Annotated in this window: 21 protein-coding genes and 1 pseudogene; 9 read left to right on the top strand and 13 right to left on the bottom strand. The window is 68.4% G+C overall.

Annotated features, from left to right (window positions below; translation table 11 throughout):
* Window positions 1-17: 17 nt before the first annotated feature.
* Genes LGM89_RS27160 through LGM89_RS27150 form a run of 3 tightly spaced genes read right to left on the bottom strand, consistent with a single transcriptional unit; the run spans window position 18 to window position 3,897 of the window.
* Entirely contained in the window at window positions 18-1,925 is a 1,908-nt protein-coding gene (locus tag LGM89_RS27160) for a dipeptide ABC transporter ATP-binding protein (RefSeq protein WP_226274545.1), read from the bottom strand.
* A gap of 29 nt (window positions 1,926-1,954) precedes the next feature.
* A complete protein-coding gene (locus LGM89_RS27155) occupies window positions 1,955-2,956 on the bottom strand; it encodes an isoaspartyl peptidase/L-asparaginase family protein (RefSeq protein WP_089497171.1) in 1,002 nt (333 codons plus the stop codon).
* A complete protein-coding gene (locus LGM89_RS27150; RefSeq protein ID WP_089432554.1) occupies window positions 2,953-3,897 on the bottom strand; it encodes a MurR/RpiR family transcriptional regulator in 945 nt (314 codons plus the stop codon). Before LGM89_RS27150 ends, LGM89_RS27155 begins: the two co-directional genes overlap by 4 nt.
* A 468-nt stretch (window positions 3,898-4,365) precedes the next feature.
* Between LGM89_RS27150 and LGM89_RS27145 the strand changes: the two genes are divergently transcribed.
* The 5 genes from LGM89_RS27145 (at window position 4,366) to LGM89_RS27125 (ending at window position 12,092) form a co-directional block, all read left to right on the top strand.
* The gene (locus LGM89_RS27145; protein WP_089497173.1) at window positions 4,366-5,637 is read left to right on the top strand and encodes an MFS transporter; all 1,272 of its coding nucleotides are present in this window, start codon (window positions 4,366-4,368) and stop codon (window positions 5,635-5,637) included.
* Between the two features lie 27 nt (window positions 5,638-5,664).
* Window positions 5,665-8,085, top strand: coding sequence for a glycoside hydrolase family 31 protein (locus tag LGM89_RS27140; protein ID WP_226274544.1), 2,421 nt, complete (start codon window positions 5,665-5,667; stop codon window positions 8,083-8,085).
* A 111-nt stretch (window positions 8,086-8,196) separates the two neighbouring features.
* The gene (locus tag LGM89_RS27135) at window positions 8,197-9,384 is read left to right on the top strand and encodes a porin (RefSeq protein WP_226274543.1); all 1,188 of its coding nucleotides are present in this window, start codon (window positions 8,197-8,199) and stop codon (window positions 9,382-9,384) included.
* A 322-nt stretch (window positions 9,385-9,706) separates the two neighbouring features.
* Window positions 9,707-11,728, top strand: a complete 2,022-nt coding sequence (locus LGM89_RS27130) for a BCCT family transporter (RefSeq protein ID WP_089474675.1) — start codon at window positions 9,707-9,709, stop codon at window positions 11,726-11,728.
* A gap of 52 nt (window positions 11,729-11,780) precedes the next feature.
* On the top strand, window positions 11,781-12,092 hold the full coding sequence (locus LGM89_RS27125; protein WP_089474674.1) for a hypothetical protein: 312 nt from the start codon (window positions 11,781-11,783) through the stop codon (window positions 12,090-12,092).
* A gap of 99 nt (window positions 12,093-12,191) precedes the next feature.
* On the opposite strand, the gene LGM89_RS27120 is transcribed toward LGM89_RS27125, so the two are convergent.
* Window positions 12,192-13,040 carry a class I SAM-dependent methyltransferase gene (locus LGM89_RS27120; protein ID WP_226274542.1) on the bottom strand — a complete coding sequence of 283 codons (849 nt, stop codon included), beginning with the start codon at window positions 13,038-13,040 and terminating at the stop codon, window positions 12,192-12,194.
* A 167-nt stretch (window positions 13,041-13,207) separates the two neighbouring features.
* Here LGM89_RS27120 and LGM89_RS27115 point away from each other — a divergent pair, with 167 nt between their 5' ends.
* The 3 genes from LGM89_RS27115 (at window position 13,208) to LGM89_RS27105 (ending at window position 16,438) form a co-directional block, all read left to right on the top strand.
* Window positions 13,208-14,671: a metallophosphoesterase family protein gene (locus LGM89_RS27115; protein ID WP_226274541.1), complete on the top strand. Its 1,464-nt coding sequence runs from the start codon at window positions 13,208-13,210 to the stop codon at window positions 14,669-14,671.
* A gap of 56 nt (window positions 14,672-14,727) precedes the next feature.
* The gene (locus LGM89_RS27110) at window positions 14,728-16,065 is read left to right on the top strand and encodes a cytochrome-c peroxidase (protein ID WP_226274720.1); all 1,338 of its coding nucleotides are present in this window, start codon (window positions 14,728-14,730) and stop codon (window positions 16,063-16,065) included.
* Between the two features lie 97 nt (window positions 16,066-16,162).
* Complete coding sequence (locus LGM89_RS27105) at window positions 16,163-16,438, top strand: hypothetical protein (RefSeq protein WP_011355479.1); 276 nt, start codon at window positions 16,163-16,165, stop codon at window positions 16,436-16,438.
* A gap of 81 nt (window positions 16,439-16,519) precedes the next feature.
* Here LGM89_RS27105 and LGM89_RS27100 read toward each other — a convergent pair.
* The 9 genes and pseudogenes from LGM89_RS27100 to gtdA form a co-directional block, all read right to left on the bottom strand.
* Window positions 16,520-16,855, bottom strand: a pseudogene (locus LGM89_RS27100) (PLP-dependent aminotransferase family protein); the annotation flags it as partial.
* A 33-nt stretch (window positions 16,856-16,888) separates the two neighbouring features.
* Window positions 16,889-17,311, bottom strand: coding sequence for a DUF6691 family protein (locus LGM89_RS27095; protein WP_226274540.1), 423 nt, complete (start codon window positions 17,309-17,311; stop codon window positions 16,889-16,891).
* A 1-nt stretch (window position 17,312) separates the two neighbouring features.
* Entirely contained in the window at window positions 17,313-17,747 is a 435-nt protein-coding gene (locus tag LGM89_RS27090) for a YeeE/YedE family protein (protein ID WP_226274539.1), read from the bottom strand.
* Window positions 17,737-18,087, bottom strand: a complete 351-nt coding sequence (locus LGM89_RS27085; protein ID WP_226274538.1) for an ArsR/SmtB family transcription factor — start codon at window positions 18,085-18,087, stop codon at window positions 17,737-17,739. The genes LGM89_RS27090 and LGM89_RS27085 overlap by 11 nt, the downstream gene beginning before the upstream one ends.
* A gap of 98 nt (window positions 18,088-18,185) precedes the next feature.
* Window positions 18,186-19,550 carry an MFS transporter gene (locus LGM89_RS27080; RefSeq protein WP_089474668.1) on the bottom strand — a complete coding sequence of 455 codons (1,365 nt, stop codon included), beginning with the start codon at window positions 19,548-19,550 and terminating at the stop codon, window positions 18,186-18,188.
* 79 nt (window positions 19,551-19,629) lie between these two features.
* Window positions 19,630-20,838 (bottom strand): 3-hydroxybenzoate 6-monooxygenase, encoded by a 1,209-nt coding sequence (locus LGM89_RS27075; protein ID WP_226274537.1) that lies wholly within the window; start codon window positions 20,836-20,838, stop codon window positions 19,630-19,632.
* Window positions 20,839-20,857: 19 nt separating this feature from the next.
* Window positions 20,858-21,499: a maleylacetoacetate isomerase gene (maiA, locus tag LGM89_RS27070; RefSeq protein ID WP_226274536.1), complete on the bottom strand. Its 642-nt coding sequence runs from the start codon at window positions 21,497-21,499 to the stop codon at window positions 20,858-20,860.
* Between the two features lie 25 nt (window positions 21,500-21,524).
* Window positions 21,525-22,223 carry a fumarylacetoacetate hydrolase family protein gene (locus LGM89_RS27065; RefSeq protein WP_226274535.1) on the bottom strand — a complete coding sequence of 233 codons (699 nt, stop codon included), beginning with the start codon at window positions 22,221-22,223 and terminating at the stop codon, window positions 21,525-21,527.
* A 90-nt stretch (window positions 22,224-22,313) separates the two neighbouring features.
* Entirely contained in the window at window positions 22,314-23,357 is a 1,044-nt protein-coding gene (gene gtdA, locus LGM89_RS27060; RefSeq protein ID WP_226274534.1) for a gentisate 1,2-dioxygenase, read from the bottom strand.
* Window positions 23,358-23,520: 163 nt separating this feature from the next.
* Here gtdA and LGM89_RS27055 point away from each other — a divergent pair, with 163 nt between their 5' ends.
* Window positions 23,521-24,465, top strand: a complete 945-nt coding sequence (locus tag LGM89_RS27055; RefSeq protein ID WP_089497188.1) for a LysR substrate-binding domain-containing protein — start codon at window positions 23,521-23,523, stop codon at window positions 24,463-24,465.
* Window positions 24,466-24,616 lie beyond the last annotated feature (151 nt).

The raw sequence follows: 24,616 nt of genomic DNA, 5'->3' as shown, positions 1-24,616 counted from the left end.
CATGGCGACGCATTGCTTCAGTACGCGCCGCCGACGCGATGCGTCGCGACGTAATGATCGGGGCCGACCGCGACGAGCGGTGCGACGACCGGGTCGTCGCCGACCGCGCGGATCGGGCTCGGGATTTCGTCGGCCGCCAGCTGGCGCGGCGCATGCCGGCGCGCCGGATCGGCCACCGGCACCGCGCTCATCAGCTTTTTCGTGTACGGGTGCTGCGGCGCCTCGAACACCGCGCGGCGCGGGCCGATCTCGACGATCTGGCCGAGATACATCACCGCGACGCGATGGCTGATGCGCTCGACCACCGCCATGTCGTGCGAGATGAACAGGTACGCGACGCCGAGCTCGCGCTGCAGGTCGAGCATCAGGTTGACGATCTGCGCCTGCACCGACACGTCGAGCGCCGACACCGATTCGTCGGCGATCACGACCTTCGGGTTCAGCGCGAGCGCGCGCGCGATCGCGATCCGCTGGCGCTGGCCGCCCGAGAATTCATGCGGATAGCGGCGCGCGGCCTCGGGCGGCAGGCCGACCTTGTCGAGCAGCCAGTCGACGCGCGCCTGCGCTTCGCGGCCGCTCGCGACGCCGTGCACGAGCAGCGGCTCCATGATCGAGAAGCCGACGGTCAGGCGCGGGTTCAGCGACGCGAACGGATCCTGGAAGATGAACTGGATGTTCCGGCGCAGCGCCTGCAGGTCCGGGCCCTTCAGCGCACTGATGTCGCGGCCGTCGAATTCGATCGAGCCGCTCTGCGATTCGACGAGGCGCAGCAGCGAGCGGCCGGTGGTCGACTTGCCGCAGCCCGATTCGCCGACCAGCGCGAGCGTCTCGCCCGCGCGCAGTTCGAAGCTCACCCGTTCCACCGCGTGCACGTATTGCGACACGCGGCCGAACACGCCGCTCTTCACCGGGAAGCGCGTCACGAGATCACGCACGCGCAGGATCGGCGACGCGGACGGGTCGACGGGCGGCTGCACATCGTCGTTCGCCGCGGGGGCGGGCGACGCAGCCGGGGTTGCCGCACTCGCGCCCTCCACCTTCAGCAGCGGGAATTTCTCGGGTGCATCGGTGCCCTGCATCGAGCCGAGTTTCGGCACGGCCGCGAGCAGCGCACGCGTGTAGCGATGCTCAGGCGTCGCGAAGATGCGATCCGACTCGCCCTCCTCGACCTTCTCGCCGCGATACATCACGAGCACGCGGTCGGCCACTTCGGCCACCACGCCCATGTCGTGCGTGATGAAGATCACGCCCATGTTCATCTCGTCCTGCAGCCCGCGCACCAGTTGCAGGATCTGCGCCTGGATCGTCACGTCGAGCGCGGTCGTCGGCTCGTCGGCGATCAGCAGCGACGGCCGGCACGACAGCGCCATCGCGATCATCACGCGCTGCCGCATCCCGCCCGACAACTGGTGCGGATAGCGCGCGAACACGCGGCGCGCCTCCGGAATGCGCACGAGTTCGAGCAGCCGCAGCGTTTCCGCGCGCGCTTCCGACAGGCTTTTCGACTGGTGCAGCGCGATCGCCTCGCTGATCTGGTCGCCGACCGTGAACACCGGGTTCAGCGACGTCATCGGCTCCTGGAAGATCATCGCGATGTCCGCGCCGCGAATGCCGCGCATCGTCGCGCCGCTGGCCTGCGCGAGATCGACGATCGCGCCGCCGCGCCGGCGGAACGCGATCCGGCCGTTCGTGATCGCGCCGCCGCCGTGCTCGACGAGCCGCATCAGCGCGAGCGACGTGACCGACTTGCCCGAGCCCGATTCGCCGACAATCGCGAGCGTCTCGCCGCGATCGACGTGAAACGACACGTTGCGCACCGCGTCGAACGTCGCGCCTTCGCGGCGGAACGTGACCGACAGGTCGTCGACGGCCACCACGCGCTGCTCGGGCAGCACCAGGCCGGACGGGTTACGGCTCGAAGTCATCGTGGGTCTCCTCCTCGTGCGGGCCGGGATCAGGCCGTGTCGTCGTCGCGATAGATGCCGACCACCGGCGCTTCGCCGACGCGCGCATAGCCGCGGTACATCCCTTCGGTGTTGAACGGCATCGCGACGTTGCCCTGCGCATCGACCGCGATGATCCCGCCGCGGCCCGCGAGGCGCGGCAGCTTGTTCATCACGACGTCGTGCGCGGCCTCGGCGAGCGATGCGCCGCGATACGCGATCTGCGCGGCCACGTCATGCGCGGTCGCGAGCCGGATGAACATCTCGCCGGTGCCCGTCGCGGATACGGCGCAGGTCGCGTCGTCCGCATAGCAGCCCGCGCCGATGATCGGCGAATCGCCGACACGCCCCGGCTGCTTGTTCGTGATGCCGCCCGTCGACGTCGCGGCCGCGATGTGGCCGTGCTGGTCGCATGCGACCGCGCCGACCGTGCCGTGCTTGCGGTCCGGGTCGAGCGGTTCGGCCGGTTGCTGCAGCTGCTGTGATGCGCCGAACGTGAACGTCGCCGCGTCGTGGTCGAGCATGGCGCCCGCCGCTGCGCGCGCCTTGACCCACTGCGCGTGACGCGCCTCGGTGTGGAAGTAACCCGGTTCCGCGAGTTCGAGCCCCTGCGCGGCCGCGAACGCATCGGCGCCGTCACCGGCGAACAGCACGTGCTCGCTGGCTTCCATCACGCGCCGCGCGGCCAGCACCGGATTGCGCACACGCGTCGCGCAGCAGATCGCGCCGGCGCCGAGCGTCGCGCCATCCATCACCGCCGCGTCGAGTTCATGCTTGCCCTCGGCCGTATAGACGGCGCCGCGCCCGGCGTTGAACAGCGGACAATCCTCGAGCATCCGCACCGCGACGGTGACGGCGTCGAGCGCGCTGCCGCCATCGGCCAGCACTTGCTGCGCGGCCGTCAGGATGGCGGTCAGTTCGGCACGGTACTGACGTTCGGTGTCGGAATCCATCGCCTCGCGCAGGATCGTGCCTGCGCCGCCGTGAATCGCCACGATCGCGGGTGAAGTCATGTTTTTTTCGGACGGTGAGTAGAAGGGTTGGCGGCCGGTGGCGTCGCTTGCGGCTGGATGAGCCACGGCAGCAGGAATTCGGTCATCTCGGCCGCGGATTTCGCGGACCGGTGCGTGCGCAGCGCGACCGCGTCGATCAGCGCCTCGATCATCGCGAGCACGGCCGCTTCCGACGTCGCCGCGAATCGCCGCTCGGCCTTGACGTACAGGTTCAGCGACGCGATCGGCGCAAGCGGCGATTGCGGGCCGTCGGAGATACCCAGCACGCGTGCCCCGCGCGCCGCCGCGCGACGGGCGAGTTCGATCGTGTCCTTCACGTAGCGCGGAAACGCGAGCGCGATCACGAGATCGCGCGAGTCGGCCGTATACAGCCGCCGCGCCGCGTGCGACGGGCCGCCGAGCAGCGCGAGCGACTGCACGTTGTCGTGACAGACGGACAGCCCGTGCTCCATCAGCCCGGTGAGAAACGCGCTCGACCCCGCGCCGAGAATCAGCACGCGCCGCGCGCCGACGATCGCCTCGACCGCGGCCTCGACATCGGCTGCGTCCAGTTGCGCACGCGTGTTCTCGATGTTCGCGACGGCCTGGTCGAATACCGCGTCGATCCACGCGGCGCCGCGTACGCCGGGCTCCTGCTCCTGCGCGGAACGCAGCCGCTCGACCGGCCCGAGCGTCGCCTCGAAGCCACGCACGAGCGCCGCGCGCATCGCCGGATAGCCATCGAAACCGAGCGCCTTCGCGAAGCGGTTCGCGGTCGCGATCGACGCATTCACGGCCTGCGCGAGTTCGTCGATGCGCATCGTCGCCGCGCGGAACGGATTCGCGAGCACGAACTCGCCCATGCGGCGGTGGATCGGCGTCATCAACGGCATTGCCGACGCGATCCGCTCGGCGATGGCGGGTTCGTCGTGACTGGCGTCGGGCGGAACGAGAGGCGTCATGCGAAGGGTTGTTGCAAGGATGATGAAAATGAATTTACACAACTCCCGTCTCGAAAAGAAATAAATTTTCATCAGGGTTGTCACGTCCCGCCCCACGCCTTTTCGATCACCCGATGCGCGCACTGCCCCGCCGCACGGGCCTTCGCGCGCGATCACCGTGCGTTGCCACGCACGCCGCGTGGCCGCGCTCCTCGGGAAAACCCCGAGCAAGTTCGTTCGAATGCATTTTCACGTTGACCGGATTCGAATTCGAACATAGGATGCTCGAAAATGATCAGTCGTCAGATAACATCGCAGCTCGATGACGACAAAATGTTCGTTCGAATACCGTATTTTCGATATAAGCGGGTGTGATCCGCTCCCATCAAGATCGGACATCGTACGAATAAAACGAATAAGCCATCCCGGGCGGATGGCCCTTACGGATCGGCGGGCGCTGTGCGCCCGCCCCTCTGACAGGAGACAGCAGTGAAGACAGTCAAGGCGTTGCGCTGGTGGATCATCGTGCTCGTATGTCTCGGCACGATCCTCAACTACCTCGCACGGAACTCCCTCGCGGTGCTCGCCCCCGAGCTGAAGCAGGTCTTTTCGATCTCGACGCAGCAGTATTCGTACATCGTCGGCGCGTTCCAGATCGGCTACACGATCATGCAGCCCGTGTGCGGCTTCGTCGTCGACCTGATCGGGCTACGGCTCGGGTTCGCGCTGTTCGCGATGCTGTGGTCGATCGTCGGCGTCGCGCACGGCTTCGCGTCGGGCTGGCTGTCGCTCGGCATCCTGCGCGGCTTTCTCGGGCTGTTCGAAGCCGCCGCGATTCCGTCCGGGATGAAGGCGGTCGCCGAATGGTTTCCCGATCGCGAGAAATCCGTCGCGGTCGGCTATTTCAATGCGGGCACGTCGCTCGGCGCCGCGATCGCGCCGCCGCTCGTCGTGTTCCTGTCGATGCGGTTCGGCTGGCAGGCCGCGTTCATGGCCACCGGCGCGCTCGGCTTCGTGTGGGCCGCGCTCTGGTACGCGCAGTACCGGTCGCCGGCCGATCATCCGCGCATCACGCCACAGGAGCGCGCGCTGATCCGCGACGGCCAGGCGACGATGCCGCCCGTGTCGAAGCGCCGCATTCGCGACGTCGTCACCGCGCGGCGCTTCTGGGCCATCGCGCTGCCGCGCTTCTTCGCCGAGCCCGCGTGGCAGACCTTCAGCTTCTGGATTCCGCTGTATCTCGCGACCGAGCGCCACATGGAACTCAAGCAGATCGCGATCTTCGCGTGGATGCCGTTTCTCGCGGCCGACCTCGGCGGCATCGCGGGCGGCTACCTGTCGCCGTATCTCGCGAAGCGGTTCGAGCTGCCGCTCGTGTGGTCGCGCGTTGCCGGCGTCGCGCTCGGCGCGGTGCTGATGCTCGGCCCCGCGATGATCGGGCTCGTGGCGTCGCCGTACATGGCGATCGCGCTGTTCTGCGTCGGCGGCTTCGCGCACCAGATGATCTCCGCACTCGTCAACACGCTGTCGGCCGACGTGTTCGATCCCGAGGAAGTCGGCACCGCGAGCGGCTTCGCCGGGATGGCCGCGTGGATCGGCGGGCTCGGCTTCTCGCTGCTGGTCGGCGCGCTCGCCGACAAGATCGGCTATGCGCCGCTGTTCGCGTGCCTCGGCCTGTTCGACATCATCGGCGTCACGCTGCTCGCGGTGCTGATTCGCGGGCAGTCGAAGCAGGAACGCCTGCTCGCCCGGCACGCCTGACCTTCGCCCTTACCAGGAATCGCATTCATGACTTCGCTTCTTCATCCGCCCGTGTTCCGCGTCGCCGGCCAGCACGCGAACCGTGTGCTGCTCGCGTCCGAGGCGGGCGCAACCCTTGAAATCTTCGTGCTCGAGGATGACATCGTGCGGGTGCGCGTGCTGCCCGATGCGACGGCGCGCAACCCGCGCACGTGGTCGATCGCGCCTGGCCTCGAGGACGTGCCGCTCGACGGGCGCGACCGCCTCGACTTGAGCGGCTTCGCGCTGCCCTCCTTTACCCTCGTCGAAGACGATGACAGCGTGTGCATCGAGACCGTACAGATCCGGCTCGCGGTCCGCCGGCAAAGCGGCCATTGCACGTGGTCGATGCGCGGCGCGGACGGCACGTGGCGCGTCGCACTCGCCGACCGTGCGACGCAGGCGTACAACTTCGGCTGGTGGGACGATCGCGCGTATCACTACGTCGCCCGCGAGCGCGGCGACAAGGTGTTCGGCCTCGGCGAACGCGCGGGCGACCTCGATCGCACCGGCGCGCGCTTCGAGATGCGCAACATCGACGCGATGGGCTACAGCGCGAAGCACACCGACCCGCTGTACAAGCACATTCCGTTCTACATCACCTGGTCGCCCGCTGCGTGCCAGGGGTTCGGGCTGTTCTACGACACGCTGTCGGACTGCGCGTTCGACATGGGCCGCGAGCTCGACAACTATCATGGCCCGTACCGCTATTTCGTCGCCGAGCACGGCGATCTCGACTACTACTTCATCGCGTCGCCCGACACGCCGCTCGCGGCCGCGCGGCGCTTCACGTGGCTCACCGGGCGCCCCGCGCGCACGCCGAAATGGGGGCTCGGCTATTCGGGCTCGACGATGCGCTACACCGATGCGCCGGACGCGCAGCAGCAGATGAACCAGTTCGTCGAGCAATGCGACACGCACGACATCCTGTGCGATTCGTTCCACCTGTCGTCGGGCTATACATCGATCAGCGCGAAGCGCTACGTGTTCAACTGGAACCGCGACAAGTTTCCCGACGCGAAGGGCTTCGTGAAGCATTACCGCGACCACGGCATCCGTCTGTGCGCGAACATCAAGCCGTGCCTGCTGCGCGACCATCCCGCATTCGAAGAGGCGGCCAGGCGCGGGCTGCTGATCCGCTCGGCGTCCGGCGAGCCCGCATGGGTGCAGTTCTGGGACGAAGTCGGCGCGTATCTCGACTTCACGCAGCCCGACGCGTATCGCTGGTGGCGCGAGCAGGTCACGTCGGCGCTGCTCGAATACGGGATCGAGTCGACCTGGAACGACAACAACGAGTACGAGATCTGGTCGCCCGACGCGATCGCGCACGGCTTCGGCCAGCCGTATCCCGCGCGCGAAGCGAAGGTGCTGCAGACGATGCTGATGATGCGCGCGTCGCGCGACGCGCAGCGCGCGCATGCGCCGACGCAGCGGCCGTTCCTCGTATCGCGCTCCGGCGGCGCCGGCATGCAGCGCTACGTGCAGACCTGGTCCGGCGACAACTATACGTCGTGGGAAACCCTGCGCTACAACCTGAAGATGGGCCTCGGGCTCGCGCTGTCGGGCGTGTCGAACATCGGTCACGACATCGGCGGCTTCTCCGGGCCCGCGCCGTCGCCGGAACTGCTGCTACGCTGGGTGCAGTTCGGCCTCTTCATGCCGCGCTTCAGCATCCACTCGTGGAACGACGACGGCACCGTCAACGAACCGTGGATGTATCCGGAGATCACCGCGCAGATCGCGTCGCTGATCAAGCAGCGCTACCGGCTGCTGCCCTACCTCTATCACCTGCTGTGGCTGTCGACGACGCGCTACGAGCCCGTGCTGCGGCCGACCTTCGCCGATTTCCCCGGCGACGCACGCTGCTACGACGAATGTGACGACATGATGCTCGGCGACGCGCTGCTCGTCGCGCCGGTCGTCGATCCGGGCCTGACGGCGCGGACCGTCTACCTGCCGTCGGGCGCGCGCTGGATGTGCTGCGCGAGCGCGCAAGCGTTCGACGGCGGCGCGAGCGTGACGCTGCCCGCGCCGCTCGACTCGCCGGTGATGCTGCTGCGCGAGGGCCGCGTGCTGCCGCTGAACGTCGCGGCACAGCATTTCGGCGCGCGTGCCGACACGCGCGGCTTCCTCGTTGCGCCGCGCATCGAGGACGGTGTCGCGTACGGCGAATGCGTCGAGGACGACGGCGAGACGGAAGCATGGCGCGACGGCGAATACGGGCTGTGGCGCATCGAGACCGGCCGCGAAGCGTCGGGCGCGCTCGGCGTATCGGTGCGCTGGGACGGCCGCCCGGCACGCCCGGCCGACCGCGTCGAGATCCTGTTGCCCGCGTCGCTGCACGGCACGGTCGCCGTGCGCGGCGCGCGCATCGAGCAGGATGCGCAGGACGGCGTATGGCGCCGGCTCGTCGTCACATTCGACAGCTGAACCGCGTCACCCACGCAAGACGGGCCGTTCACGCGGCCCGCCGCCCGCCACAGAGGAGGCGACCGAGCCTCCCGCCCCCCTTGAAAAGATGAAGAGATCTGGAGATCGTCAATGAAAGCACCCGTCAACCGCTATGCAATCCTGATTTTATCGGCTGCCTCGCTCGGCACGACCGCCGCCCACGCGCAGAGCAGCGTGACGCTGTACGGTGTCGTCGACGATTCGCTCGCGTACGTGAACAACCAGCAGGGCCACTCGAACGTCTACATGCGCGACGGCAACCTGTATGCGTCGAAGTTCGGGCTGCGCGGCGACGAGGATCTCGGCGGCGGCACGCATGCGATCTTCGACCTGCAGTCCGGCTTCAACCTGAACAACGGCGCGCAATCCGCCGCCGGCCTGATCTTCAATCGCCAGGCGTTCGTCGGCCTGCGCAACGATCACTACGGCACGATGACGGCCGGCCGCCAGTACACGCCCTACTTCCTGTTCGTCGGCCCGTACGCGTCGAGCAGCTGGCTGACCGGCGCGACGGGCGCGCATCCGGGTGACATCGACGGCCTCGACACGACGACACGCGTGAACAACTCGGCCACCTATACGTCGCCGACCTTCGCCGGGCTGACCGCCAGCGCGATGTATGCATTCGGCGGCATTGCCGGCGCGACCGGCAAGGGCAACACGTTCAGCGCCGCGCTGCGTTATGCGAACGGGCCGATCGGCGTCGCGGCCGGCTACCTGCGCATCAACAGCTCGGGCTCGTCGGCGGGCTTCCTGAATCCGGCGACCGCCGCGTCGGGCAGCTTCGCGGTGTCGGTGCTGAACCAGGGCTACCTGACCGCGAAGGCCGTCGAGCAGGTCGCGGCGGCCGGCAACTACACGCTCGGCGACTTGACGATGGGCCTCAACTACTCCAACGTGAAGTACCTGCCCGGCAACGGCTCGGCGTTCACGGACACGGCCGTGTTCAACACCTACGGCGCGCTCGCCGCATACCGCTTCACGCCAGCGTTCTCGGTGGCCGGCGCGTTCGCGTACACGCTCGCGTCGAAGGCGAACGGCATCAACAGTGCGGCCCGCTACCAGCAGTATTCGCTGAAGGAGTCGTACAGCCTGTCGAAGCGCACGACGCTCTATGCGCTGCAGGCGTACACGCATTCGAGCGGGCAGACGCTCGGTGCGCAAGGCGCCGGCCACGTGATCGACGCGGCACCGATCGTCGGCGATTCGCAGCAGCTCACGCCGTCGACGACGCGCGGCCAGTTCGTCGGCATGGCCGGCATCGCCGTCACGTTCTGAACCCTCGCGGCAGCGCTTTCGGCGCGCTGCCCCTGCCCCGGACGACACGTGCATTTCCCGCATTCCCACGCGCGCCGTCCGGGCGCCCGATAAACGTCCGCCACGGCGTTTGCCGCGCCCCGTCCGCCCGCCGGGCGAACCTCCCGGGTTTTCTCGATCCTCCCGATACCTTACAATTCGTCAGGTTCATCTCTTCTGCATGCCCCCTTCTTGCAGTCCTGACACCGCGGTACACTCGACGCACGCCGTATCAGGGTCCGACGCGCGAACACGCGCGCCGGGCGGCGTCGCGCCTCGTTGCGCCCACAACTGGATGCCAGCCATGCCAGATTCCCGTCCCTCGCCCCGCACGACGTTCAAGCCGCAGGTCGTCCTGCCCGCGCTCGCGGTCATCGGCGCACTGCTCGTCGTGTGCGCGCTGCACCCGAGCGAAGCCGGCGCGCTGTTCTCCGCCGGCCAGCAATGGGTCATCGCACGCTTCGACTGGTTCTACGTGCTCGCCGTCACCGGCTTCCTCGTGTTTCTCGTGCTGATCGCCGCCAGCGACTTCGGCAACATCCGGCTCGGCCCCGACGATGCCGAACCCGAATTCAGCTTCGTGTCGTGGACAGCCATGCTGTTCGCGGCCGGCATGGGTATCGGCCTGATGTATTTCGGCGTCGGCGAGCCGATGCAGCACTTCCTGAAACCGCCGACCGTCGACCCGGGCACGCCCGCCGCCGCGCGCGAGGCGATGCTGATGACCTTCTTCCACTGGGGCTTCCATGCGTGGGCGATCTACGGGCTGATGGGGCTCGTGCTCGCGTACTTCGGCTTCCGCTACAACCTGCCGCTGACGCTGCGCTCGGGGCTGTATCCGGTGCTGCGCGAGCGCATCAACGGCTGGATCGGCCACACGGTCGACGCATTCGCGCTGGTCGGCACGGTCGCCGGCATCGCGACGACGCTCGGCTACGGCGTGATGCAGATCAGCGCCGGCCTGCACACGGTCGTGGGCTGGGACACCAGCGGCAACGCGTTCCGCATCGGGCTCGTCGTGCTGGTCGTGCTGCTCGCGGGTGCTTCCGCCGCGAGTGGCCTCGACAAGGGCGTGCGGCGGCTGTCCGAGCTGAACCTGCTGCTCGCGTTCCTGTTGCTCGCGTTCGTGGTCGTCGCGGGACCCACGTCGTTCCTGCTGCGCGCGCTCGGCGACAACATCGGCCAGTACCTGTCGCATCTCGTCGACCTGTCGTTCCGCACCTATGCGTACGCGTCGCCGCGCGAGGAAGGCTGGTTCGGCGGCTGGACGATCCTCTACTGGGCCTGGTGGGTGTCGTGGTCGCCGTTCGTCGGCATGTTCATCGCGCGCATCTCGCGCGGCCGCACGATCCGTCAGTTCGTGATCGGCGTGCTGCTCGTGCCGACCGCGTTCAACCTCGTGTGGATGACCGTGTTCGGCAACAGCGCGATCTGGCTCGATACGCACGGCGCGGCCGGCGCGCTCGCGCAGACGGCCACCAACGTCGACGCGCTGCTGTTCCGCTTCTTCGACTTCCTGCCGCTGTCGCAAGGGCTGTCGATCGTCGCGATCGTGCTGATCGCGGTGTTCTTCGTCACGTCCGCCGATTCGGGCGCGTTCGTGCTCGACCAGATCGCGACGCGCGGCAACGCGCACTCGCCCGTGTGGCAACGGCTGTTCTGGGCCGCGCTGCTCGGCGTGACGGCCGCGGTGCTGCTCGTCGCTGGCGGCCTGGGCGCGTTGCAGGCGATGACGCTGATCGCCGCGCTTCCGGTGGCGATCATCATGCTCGCGCTCTGCTACGGCCTGTGGCGCGGGCTCGCGGCCGACCGCGTGCACTATTCTCAGGACATCGCGCCCGCGACGAGCTTCTGGACCGGCCAGCACTGGCGCCACCGCCTGACGCACATCCTGCGGCAGACGACCGAAGCCGAAGCGCGCCAGTTCGTCGCCGAGACGGTCGAGCCCGCGTTGCGCAAGGTCGCCGACGAGCTGCGCGCGAGCGGCGTCGATGCGAACGTGCAGCGCGACAGCGACGACGCCGTGCGGCTCACCGTGCCGACCGCCGACCACCGCGATTTCGTGTACGGCGTGCGCGTGACGGTGAAATCCGCCGCCGCGTTCCTGGTGCGCGAGGCAGCCGAGCCGGAAGCGGAACGGGCCCACGTGTACGGGATCGTCACGTTCTTCGAGGACGGGCGGCTCGGCTACGACGTCGAATACCTGCGCGGCGACGAAGTGATTGCCGATGTGCTGCGCCAGTACGAACGCTACGTGTCGCTCGCGGCCGACAAGCGCACGCATCTGCTGAGCCGCGCGCCGGGGCATGCGACGGAGGCCGAATGAACTCCGCCCTTGCCACGCCGTGGCGGTTCGCCATCCACGATGGAGCGGCACGATGACCGGACTCCTGCAAAGCCGCGCCTCCGACGTCATCGCGCTCGGCACGCTCGCCGTGCTCTATCTCGGCGGCGCCGGCATCGCGCTGTGGCGAATCCGGGCCGCGGCGCCGCGCGGCAAGGTCTACTGGATCGTCTGCGCGACGCTGCTCGCCGGCGGCGCCATCGCGATGGGCATCAACCTGTCGCCGGTGCCGGACACCGGGAACATGCCGCCCGGGTTTGCACTCGGCGTCGAAGCCGTCCTGCTCGGTCTCGCCCTGGTCGCCGGCGGATGCGCGTGGTTGATGTTGCGCGCGCGGCGACACTGACGCGCGTGCGTCACGCGGCCCGGCTTCGTCCCGCGCGAACGGCCACGCGCGGGGCGAACCGGCCGGCCCTTCGTTGACCTGCCTCGTTACCGCAACGCATTACGCGGACGGTGCCCGCGCCGTCACGAGCCAGCATGCCGCGTCGAAGCGCACATCGGCACCCTCCACGTAACGCGCGAACGCGGCACGCATCGTGTCGACCACGCGCCGCCGGGTCGCCTCGTCCACCTCCAGCAATGCCAGCCCGACCGGGCCCAGCCGCGAGATGTAGTCGTCCAGCGCGGAAGCAGGCAGCGCGCACGCCAGATCGACCGGCTCGATCACGATGTCCGCCCAGCCGCTGTCCGACAGCACCGACGCAACGCGCTGCCGGTCGCCGAACGCGAATTGCCCCGGCGCGCCGGGCCGCCGGGCGGGCAAGTTCGGCAGCAACGGCGCGGCGGCCCGCTCGGCAATCGTCATGAACGGATTGTCGGCCGCGCTGCGCCATGCGATGAACCGCATCTGCGCATTCGGCCGTGCCGCATGCCGCAGATTCGCGAAGGCCCGCACCGGATCGTCGAAGAACATCACACCGAGGCGCGACACGATCAGATCGACGCTCGCGGGCTCGAACGCGTGGGTCTGCACATCCGCGCGCACGAAACGGGCGCGAACGCCGCTGCGCGCGGCGCGCGCCTGCGCGGCGTCGATCATCCGGGACGAGATATCGATGCCCGTGCATTGCACGTCCGCCCCGAGCCGCCGCGCGATCGCGAGCGTGACCGCGCCCGTGCCGCAGCCGACGTCGAGCACGCGGCGCGCGGACGACGTGGCCCCCGCATCCACGAGCAACTGCGCCAGCGGTTCGAACATCCGGTCGATCGGCGCCTGCGTGTCGACCCACGCGCGCCCCGACGGGCCGTTCCACAGCGCGGATTGTTCGTCATTGGGCTGGCTGGTTTCCATCGTCGATTCCCCTTCTGGCTCATTGATCGTGCCTCGCACTATGCTGCTTCAAGCCGGCTTGAGGTCAAGCCCCCGGGCCGTGCTCAAGCGCCCTGTCTCGCCCGGTTTTTTTCACATTTCTTACATTCGCGCTGCGTATCGTTGACGACTTTCCTACGGTGCCTCCCATGCGACGACTCCTCACGCGCGCACTGCTCGTGCGCTGCGCTCCCCTTGCTGCCCTCGCCGCGCTGTCGGCGTGCTCGAACCACATCGATTCGCCGGCCGATCCGGCGAGCGCATCGGCCAACGTCCAGGCCGCATGGGTGGAGATCGGCGAGTCGAACCAGGCGATCGCGCGCGTCATCACGAACTACACACCCGCGTCGGCCGGCGATCCGCTGTGCCCGCAACTGACCGTCGACGGCAAGCTGTCGCGCATGGCCGTGCGCGCGGGCGCCGCGACCCTCGCCCAGCGGCCGACCGCCAGCGATCCGTCCGATTCGAAGCCGTCGAGCTTCCCGGTGTCCGTCTGCGAGATGACGCTACCGGCGGGCGCGCAGGCGGCAAGCGTCGCGGGCCGCAGGCTGCCGCTGCCGAAGGCGCAGCCGCAACGCATCGCGATCATCGCCGATACCGGCTGCCGCATGAAGAAAGCCGACAACGCGTGGCAGGCGTGCAACGACGCGACGGTGTGGCCGCTCGACACGATCGCCGCCAGCGTCGCGAAGCTGTCGCCCGACCTCGTGATGCACATCGGCGACTATCACTATCGCGAGAACGCGTGCCCGCCGGACATCGCCGGCTGCAAGGACAGCCCGTGGGGCTATGGCTGGGATACGTGGCAGGCGGACCTGTTCCGCCCGGCCGCCCCGCTGCTCGCGAAGGCGCCATGGGTCGTCGTGCGCGGCAACCACGAGGAGTGCGCGCGGGCAGGCCAGGGCTGGTTCCGCTTCCTCGATCCGCGCCCGTATTCGGCCGCGCGCTCGTGCGACGATCCGGCCAACGACAACAACGCGAACTATTCGGAACCCTATGCGGTGTCGCTCGGCGGCGGCTCGCAGGTGATCGTGTTCGACACCGCGAAGGTCGGCCGCACGCCGCTCAAGACGACCGACGCGCAATTCGGCATCTACCAGAAGCAGTTCCAGACGGTCGCCGCGCTCGCGTCGAAGGCCGGCATGACGACGACGATCTTCACGAACCACCATCCGATCCTCGCGTTCGCGCCGATCGCCGGCAGCACGCCCGCGCCGGGCAACCTCGCGCTGCAGTCGGTGATGTCGAGCCTCAACGCGCAGGCGTACTACCCGCCCGGCGTGCACGTCGCGCTGCACGGGCACGTGCACGACTTCCAGGCAATCAACTTCTCGTCCGGACATCCGGCGACGATCGTGTCCGGCAACGGCGGCGACAATCTCGACGTCGCGCTGCCCGACCCGTTCCCGGCCGGCCTGACGCCCGCACCGGGCGCCGTGATCGAACGGCTGTCGCACAACAACAGCTTCGGCTTCCTGATCATGGATCGCCGCGCCGCCCCGGCGACCGGCTGGGTGTTCCACGCGTATTCGGCGGCCGGCAAGCTGCTCGCGTCGTGCGACCAGTCGGGCACGACGCTCGCCTGCGACAAGACGGGGTTCATTGCGCCGTGAGTGAAGGGGTTCGATGTGACGGCCGCCATGCGGGCGGCCTGCAAACGCTGCGCACGCTGGCCACGGCGGCCGTATTCGCGGGCCTGGCGCTCGCGGCCCACGCCGCGCCGGCCGAAACGGTCCTGCTCCCCGGCGCGCCGCCTTCGCGAGTCGTCGACACGATCGGCAACGGCACGCCGCAGGTGACGGGCAAGATCGATGCGGCGACCGCGCGCTTCGCGCCCGACCCGACGCTCGTCGCGCTCGGCCGCCGGATCTTCTTCGATCCGCGGCTGTCCGAGCCGCGCGGCATGTCGTGCGCGGGCTGCCACGATCCGGGCCGCGCGTTCGCGCCGACGCTGTCGGCCGCCTCGCTCGCGGGGCCCGGTGTGCCGGAAGGCAGCCGGCCCGGGCGTTTCAGCCAGCGCAACGCGCCGTCGCTGCTCTATGTGCGTTACGTGCCGCGCCGCCACTTTTATCAGGATGACGACGCACCCGCGCCGTCGCCGTTCGGCGGCCTGTTCAGCGATGGCCGCGCGGATACGCTCGCCGAGCAGATCCGCGGGCCGCTGTTCGATCCGAACGAGATGAACAACCGGTCGCCGGCCGCGCTGCTGCGCAAGGTCGACGCCACCGAACTCGCGCCCGATCTCGCCGCGCGCTTCGGCGCGCCGGTGCGGCGCGATCCCGAGCAACTGGTACGCGCGCTGGGCGTGGCCGTCGAAGCCTATTTGCAGAGCGACGAGATGGCGCCGTTCACGTCGCGTTTCGATGTTTTCCTGCGCACGCGCAAGCCACTCGCGCCGGCCGAAATGCGCGGCCTCGCGCTGTTCCGGAATCCCGACAAGGGCAACTGCATGAGCTGCCATACGCTGTCGGAAACATCGAGCCGCCCGGAGCGTTCGCTCTTCACCGATTTCGGCTACGACGCGATCGCGGTGCCGCGCAACCGCGCGCTGCCGGCGAACCGCGATCCGCGCCATTTCGACAACGGGCTGTGCGACACCGCACGGCGGGTGCGCTGGCCCGAGCCGACGCAATGGTGCGGCTACCTGCGCACGCCGGGGCTGCGCAACGTCGCGGTCAAGCAGACGTTCATGCACAACGGCGTGTTCACGACGCTGCGCGACGCGGTCGCGTTCTACAACACGCGCTCGACCGACCCGGGCTTCTGGTATCACGGGGCCAGAACGTTCGACGACGTGCCGGCCGCCTACCGCGGCAACATCAACGTCAACTCGACGCCGATGAACCGCCGGCCCGGCACGCCACCCGCACTGAGCGACGCGGAAATCGACGACATCGTCGCGTTCCTCGGCACGCTGACCGACGCGCGCTATACGAAGGTTGCGGCTCCTGTGGCGCCCGCCGCTCCTGCTGGCCGGATCACGCGAACCGCCGTGCCGGCCCGCTGACCCTGGCCGAACGGCCAGCCGCACGCATACCCGCTTGCGGTCACCGCAAACACTGGTTATATTTACAGTACTGTATTTATGAACAGTGAGGTGCGCGATGGAACATCTGGTCCGTATCGTCAACGAAGCCGATCGCCAAGTGCTGGCGTGGCTCCGCGCTCAGGTCGGTGATGCCCGCGTCGAGCGCGCGGCTCGCCAGCTCGGGCATACGCGCAAGCCGTTCCCATCGGCGGTATGCCGGTATCTGGGCATGAGCGCACCGGCCACGCTGCGCCAGGCCGAACGGCCGCGCGCCGCACGCGATTTCTCGGTCGGCGATCGTTACCTGTCGTTGATCCGCCAGCACCTCGCCACGCACTCGGCCAGCCGATGAAATGGCGGCGGTTGGCCGCGTCGGTGGCCCGGAAAGCCGGAGGGCCTGCGAATTCGCTGGCCCGGCCGGCCGACACCGTGCTTACGTGGCCGCGGTGGCTTCCCGTACGAGGCGGCCGAGCGTTTCAAATGCCGCTTCGTGCGCCGCATCGGACACGCGCGTGCAAGCGCGCCGGATATAGCCGTCGAAGCGGTCGAAGCGGTCGAAGCGGTCGAAGCGGTCGGAATTCGAGAAGATCGAGCCGGGCGCGATCCTGACTCCGTGTGCCAGCGCGGCGTCGAACAGCGCCTCGGAGCGCACGCCGTCCGGCAGCGCGATCCACTGCGGCATCCCGCCCGGCGGCTGGCTCATCCGGGTTCCGGCCGGGAAATGCCGCGCAATCGCATCGATCGTCACGTCGCGCTGCACGCGCAATCGCCGCACCCTGCCTGGCACGCGGGGCCCCCGACATCACCGTACACTCCTGCGCCGCTCGACCCACTCGAACACCGCCATCCCGGCCAGCATCGCGACGACGAACACGATCCCCTTCGCCGACCCGAAGCCGATCGACACGATCGCGGGCCCCGGGCAGAACCCGGCGATCCCCCAGCCGATACCGAACACCGCACTTCCGGCAACCAGCCGCACGGTGATCGCCCGCACGGCCGGCAACTGCATCGGCAAGCCGAGCCACGTCCGCGTCCGGCGCTTCGCCCAGGCGAACGCGAACACGGCCACGCCCGTCGCACCGGCCATCACGAACGCGAGCGACGGATCCCAGCGGCCCGCCAGGTCGAGAAAACCGAGCACCTTCTGCGGATTTGCCATGCCCGACACGATGAGGCCGACGCCGAACAGCAGCCCCGCCAGAAACGCGAATCCCGCCTGCATGTCAGCCTCCCAGCACGTGCCGTCGCACGAAGACGGTCACGAAGCCCGCGACCATGAAGACCACGGTCGCGACCACCGAGCGCAACGCACCGCGCGACATCCCGCACACGCCGTGGCCGCTCGTGCAACCGCCCGCATAGCGCGTGCCGACGCCGACCAGCAGCCCGGCCGCCACTAGGTCGACCCAGCCTGCATCGACCTGCGGCGTCATACGATTCCCTGCGACGTACATCACAAGCGGTGCGGCGATCAGCCCGGCGATGAACGCGGCGCGCCAGTCGCGCTCACCGGCGCGTGCCGTGAGCAACCCGCCGACGATGCCGCTGATGCCGGCAATCCGGCCGTTGAATGCGATGAGCCACGCGGCCGCGAGCCCGATCAACACGCCGCCGGCCAGCGACAGCCACGGCGTGAAATGAAGCGCATCAAGCTGCATCGCGCCGCCCCTTCGCGGCCGGGCCGCAGAACTGTTCGTACAACACGCCCATCACCGCGATCGCGGCCGGGCTGTCGAGCGAATAGTGGATGTTCTTGCCCTCGCGGCGCGTGCGAACCAGCGCGTTGTCCCGCAACACGCCGAGCTGCTGCGACAGCGTCGGCTGGCGGATGTCCAGCGCTGTCTCGAGATCGCTGACGCAACGCTCGCCCTGAGACAGTTCGCAGAGCAGCAGCAGCCGGTCGGGATTCGACATCACCTTGAGCAGCGCGCAGGCCGAATCGGCAGCCGCGCGCATCGAGTCGGGTTCCGGCAACCCGGCGGAAAGATTGTCGTTCATGGGCGCAGGGAGACAATTAAAGAATCAATATTATATTAATTTATATAATATTGCTCCCCGCTGTTTTCCGGCAGGCGGCCTTGCACCGCCTCCTTCGCTCAAGTGGTCTGCTCGCCCGCAATCGCCTTCGCGGCCGGCATGCGCGCCGCATCGGCACGCACCACACCGAGCGCCAGCACCGCCATCCCCGCGATCACGCACGGCGCCGCGACGACGGCAAACGCAGTCGACAACGGCACGCCCATCGCGAGCATCGCGCCGCCCGCCATCGATCCGACGACCGAGCCGCCACGGCCGATCCCGTTCGCCCAGCTCACGCCGGTGGTGCGGCACTCGGTCGGATAAAACGCAGCCGACAGCGCGTTCGCGCCGACCTGAGAACCCGACACGCAGAAGCCGGCCGCGAACACCGCGAGCGCGGCGCCCCACGGCGATGCGGCAAACACGCCGATCGCGGCGACGAATACACCGGCCGCCGCATAGCTGCAGGCCAGTACGCGATGCGGATCGAAACGGTCCATCAAGCCGCCGAGGACGATCGCGCCGAGCGTGCCGCCGATCTGGAACATCGCGGTGACGCGTGCGGCCGTCTGCAGCGTCGCGCCGGTCGTGCGCAGCAGCGTCGGCAGCCAGCTCGACAGCAGGTAGATCACGAGCAGGCTCATGAAGAACGTGAGCCACAGCAGCAGCGTGCCACGCAGCAGGTCGGCACCGAACAGGCGGCCGAGCGGCGACCCGGCCGGCTTGCCGGCGGGCGCGATGAACGACGCGTTCGCAAGATGCGGATCGGGCGCGATGCGCGCCAGCATCGCCGCGATCCGTTCGCGCGCCGAGCCTGCGTTGACGAGATAGCGCACCGATTCCGGCAGCCGCCACGCGAGCACCGGCAGCAGCAACAACGGTGCGGCCCCGCCGACGACGAGCACCGAACGCCAGCCGTGGTGTTCGATCAACGACGCAGCCGCGAGCCCGCCAAGCGCGGAGCCGATCGTGAAGCCGCAGAACATCGTCGTCACCAGCAGCGAACGGCGCCGCGCCGGGCAGTATTCGGAGGTCAGCGTGATCGCATTCGGCATCGCGCCGCCGAGCCCGAGCCCGGTCACGAAGCGCCACGCGATCAGCTCGGTCAGGCCGCCCGCGCTCGCCGACGCGGCGCTCGCGATGCCGAAGCACGCCACGCAGGCGAGCAGCAGCCGCTTGCGGCCGAACCGGTCGCCGAACGGCCCGAACACGAGCGCGCCCGCCATCAACCCGGCGAGCCCCGCGCCGAACACCGGTGCGAGCTGCGCGGGCGACAGCCCCCATTCCGCGCGGATGACGGGGGCGATGAACCCGATCGATGCGGTATCGAAACCGTCGATCGCGACGATCAGAAAGCACAGGACGACGATCGCGGCCTGAAACGGCGCCACGCGATGCCGGTCGATCCATTCGCTGACGTCGATGGACAGCGTATCGGCCATGATGATGTCTCCTCCAGGAAGGCGGTCGCGCGTCGTGTCGTTGAAATGCGCGCCGCGGGAATCGGCCAACCGCGCCGCGTTACGCGACGGACTTCAGGCAATCCTCGGCGCGCCAGCCGTGCAGCCAGTCGAGCGCGTCGTAGAACTGCGCCTGCGTGCGGCCGACCCAAAGGCCGTTGCGCACCTGCCGCTCGACGCCCTTCGCGTGATAAATCCGCCCCATCTCGCGCGCCGAATACAGCACGCGCGCGGTGCGCGGAATCCGCACACGTTCATACAGCGCGAACGCGGCCTCGAAGTCGCCATCGGTCCGGGCCACGGCCGCACCGAGCGTCACCGCGTCCTCGAGCGCCTGGCACGCGCCCTGTGCGATGTATTGCGTCATCGGATGCGCGGCGTCGCCGAGCACCGTCGCGCGGCCTTCGCTCCAGCGTTCGACCGGATCGCGATCGGCGGTCGCCCAGCGCTTCCACGACGTCGGCCGGTCGAGCATCTGCTTCGGCAGCGGATGGACGCCGTCGAAGTACGACAGCACTTCTTCCTTGCTGCCCTCGCGCACGCCCCAGGTTTCCTGCTCGCGGCTGTGGAACGTGACGACGAGGTTGTACTGCCGCCCGCCGCGCAGCGGGTAGTGGACGAGATGGCAATGCGGGCCGGCCCACACGACCGGCGCATTGATCTGCAGGTCCTGCGGCATGTTGTCGACGTCGACCACCGCGCGATATACGACGTGGCCCGTCACGCGATGCGCGTCGCCGATCAGCGCTTGACGGATCGCGGATTTCACGCCGTCGCAGCCGATCACTGCATCGGCTCGATAACGTTCGCCGTGCTGGTCGGTCACGGTCACGCCGTTGCCGTCCTGCTCGAAGCCGCACACCTGCGTGCTCGTCCGGAATTCGATCAGCGGATGATCCTTGACCGCCTCGTAGATCGACAGGTGAATGTCCGCGCGATGAATCACCGCATACGGATTGCCGAAGCGCTCGCGGTACGCGGCGCCCGTATCGACGCGCGCCACCTCGCGCGCATCGACCGCATCCATCAGTTGCAGCCAGTCGGTGAACACCGCCCGGCCGCGCGCGGCCTCGCCGACACCCAGCGCGTCAAGCGCGTTGAATGCGTTCGCCGCGAGCTGGATCCCCGCGCCGATCTCGCCGATCTCATCGGCCTGTTCGAGCAGCTTCACGCGGATGCCCTGGCGCGCGAGCGCGAGCGCCGTCGCGAGCCCGCCGATGCCGCCGCCGATTACCAGCACGCGCCGGCCGTTGTCTTTTGTCTCGCCCATGTCTGTCTCCTGCTTCGTGTTACGCGACGTAATCCGGTTGTCGCTGCGGTTGCGCGGCCTCGAATGCCGGCTCGTGCCGCGCGTGTTCAAACACCGCGAGGCTGCGCGGATACGCGCTCAGGTCGCAATCCATCCGCAACGCGTTCGCGACCTGCGGCACGAGGCATACGTCGGCGAGCGTCGGCGTGTCGCCGAAGCACCACGGGCCCTCGTCCGCACGCGCGAGCAGCCGTTCGACGCTAGCCATCCCTTCCGCGACCCAGTGCCGGTACCACGCGGTCTTCTGCTGCGGTGTGACCTTCAACTCGGTGTCGAGATAGCGCAGCACGCGCAGGTTGTTGACCGGATGGATGTCGCATGCGATCAGCGTCGCGAGCTCCAGCACGCGGGCACGATGGCGCAGTTCGAGCGGAATCAGTCGAGGCGTCGGCTGGATCTGGTCGAGGTAATCGAGGATCGCGAGCGACTGCCCGAGACGAAAATCCCCATCGACCAGCGCCGGCACCGCGGCCGACGGGTTCACGTTCGCGACGTAGGCCGCCTCGCGATGCTCGCCGGTACGGATGTTCACCGGCAGCGTGTCGTACGGCAGTCCTTTCAGCGCGAGCGCGATGCGCACCCGGAAGGACGTCGAACTGTTGAAGAAGCTATGCAGTTGCACGATGTCGCCTTTCGAGGAAGATGCGTCAGACCACGCGCACGGTCAGCTCGCCGAGCCGTTCGACGCCGACCTTCATCACGTCGCCCGCGACCACTGCGCCAACGCCTTCGGGCGTGCCCGTGAAGATCACGTCGCCCGGTTCGAGGCGGAAGAACTTCGACAGGTCGGCCACCGTTTCCGCGACCGACCAGATCAGGTGCGACACGTCGCTCTTTTGCTTCGTCGCATCGTTGACGGTCAGCCACAGGCCGCCCTGTTCGAAGTGACCGACGTCGCTCGCCGGATGCACGGGCCCAATCGGCGCAGAGCGGTCGAAGGCCTTGCCGATTTCCCACGGCCGGCCCATCTCGCGCATCTTCATCTGCAGGTCGCGGCGCGTCATGTCGAGGCCGACCGCGTAGCCCCACACGTGTTCGAGCGCGCGCTCGAGCGGGATGTCCGAACCGCCCTTGCCGATCACCGCGACGAGCTCGGCTTCGTAGTGATAGTTCTGCGTCTGCGACGGATAGGCGAGATCGAGCGTGTCGCCGTACGCGACCGGCACGATCGAATCGGCCGGCTTGCAGAAGAAGAACGGCGGCTCGCGATCGGGATCGAAGCCCATTTCACGTGCATGGGCCGCGTAGTTGCGACCGACGCAATACACGCGGCGCACCGCGAACTGCGCGTCACTGCCGACGACGGGGAGCGCCACGGGCGCTTCGGGCGGGAAAACGAAAGTCATGAATGGCTCCAGCATCAATACGAATGAAGGGGGCGCGCCGCCGCAGCGACGCACGGAAAACGGGAAACGAATCGTCGAAACCGGCCGGCGTCAGTCGCGCGCTTCGCGCAGCAGGTTTAGCGCGGACAGCACGGGCCGGTCGGAATAGCTGAACAGCACGCTGTCGGACGATGCAGACAGCCGCACGGGCACCCACGACGGCGCGACGAAGATGTCGTGCGGCGCGAATTCGAAGGCATTGCCGCCGATATGCGCGGTACCGCGGCCTTCGACGACGCAGTAGATCGTCGCGTCGGTGCTGCGGTACGTGCGGCCGTCGAAACCGGCCGGCAGGAACTGCATGAAGGTGGCGATCGTCGGCATCGGCCAGCCGCCCGTCGCGGGGTTGACGTAGCGCAGCTTCACGCCGTCCCACGCATCGAGCTCGCCGTTCCGGTACAGCGCGTCGAGCGCCTCGCGAGTGCGGGCATACGGGTAGCTGAATACCGGCGACGTCGGATCGCTCGCGCGATGCCGCACCGGCACCATGTTGTGACCGAAGCGCGCGAAGCTGTCGCCTTCCGGGCGATTCACCGGCTGCACGGCTTCCGGGTAGTTCTCCGCGAAGCCTGCGTCGAGGTTCGCGAGCAGCGGGATGTCGAGCCCGTCGAGCCATACGACCGGTTCGCCGCCCGCTTCCTCCGGCGGGTTGCCGTGGTCGTGCCATGCCCACGACGGCGTGATGATGAAGTCGCCCGGATGCATCGTCGTGCGCTCGCCGTTCACGGCCGTCCACGCGCCACGCCCTTCGACGATGAAGCGCAACGCCGACTGCGTGTGCCGGTGGCTCGGCGCGATCTCGCCCGGCAGGATCAACTGCAGGCCCGCGTACAGGGTCGGTGTCATGCTCGACTTGCCGGGCAGCCCCGGGTTCTCCAGCACCAGCACCCGACGCACGGCTTCTTCCGCGCTGATCACGCTGCCGGCCTGCATCACGAGGTCGCGCACCTGCGCGTATTTCCAGATCGCGGCCTGCGCGGCCGGCTGCGGGGTTTTCGGCACGAGGTTGTGCAGCGATTCCCACAGCGGCGCCAGGCGTTGCTCGGCGATCCGTGCGTAGTAGGCGGCGCGCGACGCGTCCGGGTGGGTCGTCATGATGTCTCCTTGGAGTCGGCCGATCGGCGTCGGCGCTATGTCGGGGCGGGACCGTGCTGCAGTCCGTTAGTGGATTTATATTCGACCCAGACATACCCGGTAAAATGATCAAATCATCTGATCCATATGTTTCTGGATATACCTACTCGCGACGAGGCATGCGATGGACTGGACCCACCGGCTGCGACTGCGGCATCTGCAGGTACTGTTGAGCCTTGCCGGCACCGGCAATCTGAGCCAGTCGGCGGTCGCGCTCGCCACCACGCAGCCCGCGCTGTCGAAATGGCTGAAGGAACTGGAAGAGGATGTCGGGCTGCCGCTGTTCGAGCGGCATGCGCGCGGCCTGCGGCCGACGCCGTACGGCGAAGCATTGATCGAGCATGCGCGCCGCGTCGAAGCGCAGCTCGACATCGCACGCGACGACATGGCCGCGCTGCGGGAAGGCGGCAGCGGCCTCGTGACGATCGGTACGTCCGGCGTGGCGGCGGCCGACACGGTGCCGCTCGCGGTGTCGCAATTGCTGAAACGGATGCCGCGCGCGCAGGTCCGGATGACCGAAAGCACGATGAACCAGCTGATGCCTCAGCTCGCACGCAGCGAACTGGATATCGTCGTGGGCCGCTCGGGGTCGACATCCGTCGATCCGCTGCTGCATGCCGAAGCGCTGTATGTCGATCCGGTCGTGTTCGTCGCGCGGCCCGGCCACGCGCTCGCCGGTGCGACGTCGGTCGACTGGGACGACGTGCTCGCCTACTCGTGGATCGTATGGCCGTCGGGCACGCCCGTGCACAACGCGCTGGAGGCCGCGCTGTCGGCCGCCGGCCGCGCACGGCCGCCACACTGCGTCGAATCGAATTCGTCGATCCTCAACCTCACGCTGCTGAACAACACCGACCTGCTCGGCGTGGCATCGCACCGCGCTGCGCAGCGCTTCGCGCAACTGAACGCGATCCGGATCCTGCCGATGCAGCTCGAGGGCCAGGGTGCGGTGTCGATGTACTGGCATCCCGACAGCGCGAATCGCGCGGCCGTGGCCGCGACGATCGAGTGCCTGCGCGCCTGCGCGGCGCCGCAGGTCGGCGGATGGGAGAAAGTGAAGGCGGAATGAATGGCGCGGCCCGGTGTCAACCGGGCCGTGTTGCCGTGTTGCCGTGTTGCCGTGTTGCCGTGTTGCCGTGTTGCCGTGTTGCCGTGTTGCCGTGTTGCCGTGTTGCCGTGTTGCCGTGTTGCCGTGTTGCCGTGTTGCCGTGTTGCCGTGT

The sequence above is a fragment of the Burkholderia sp. AU31624 genome (genome assembly GCF_020420065.1).
Classification (GTDB): Bacteria; Pseudomonadota; Gammaproteobacteria; order Burkholderiales; family Burkholderiaceae; genus Burkholderia.
Note: the sequence above shows the minus strand (reverse complement) of the source record. Positions and strands in the feature narration are given on the sequence as shown.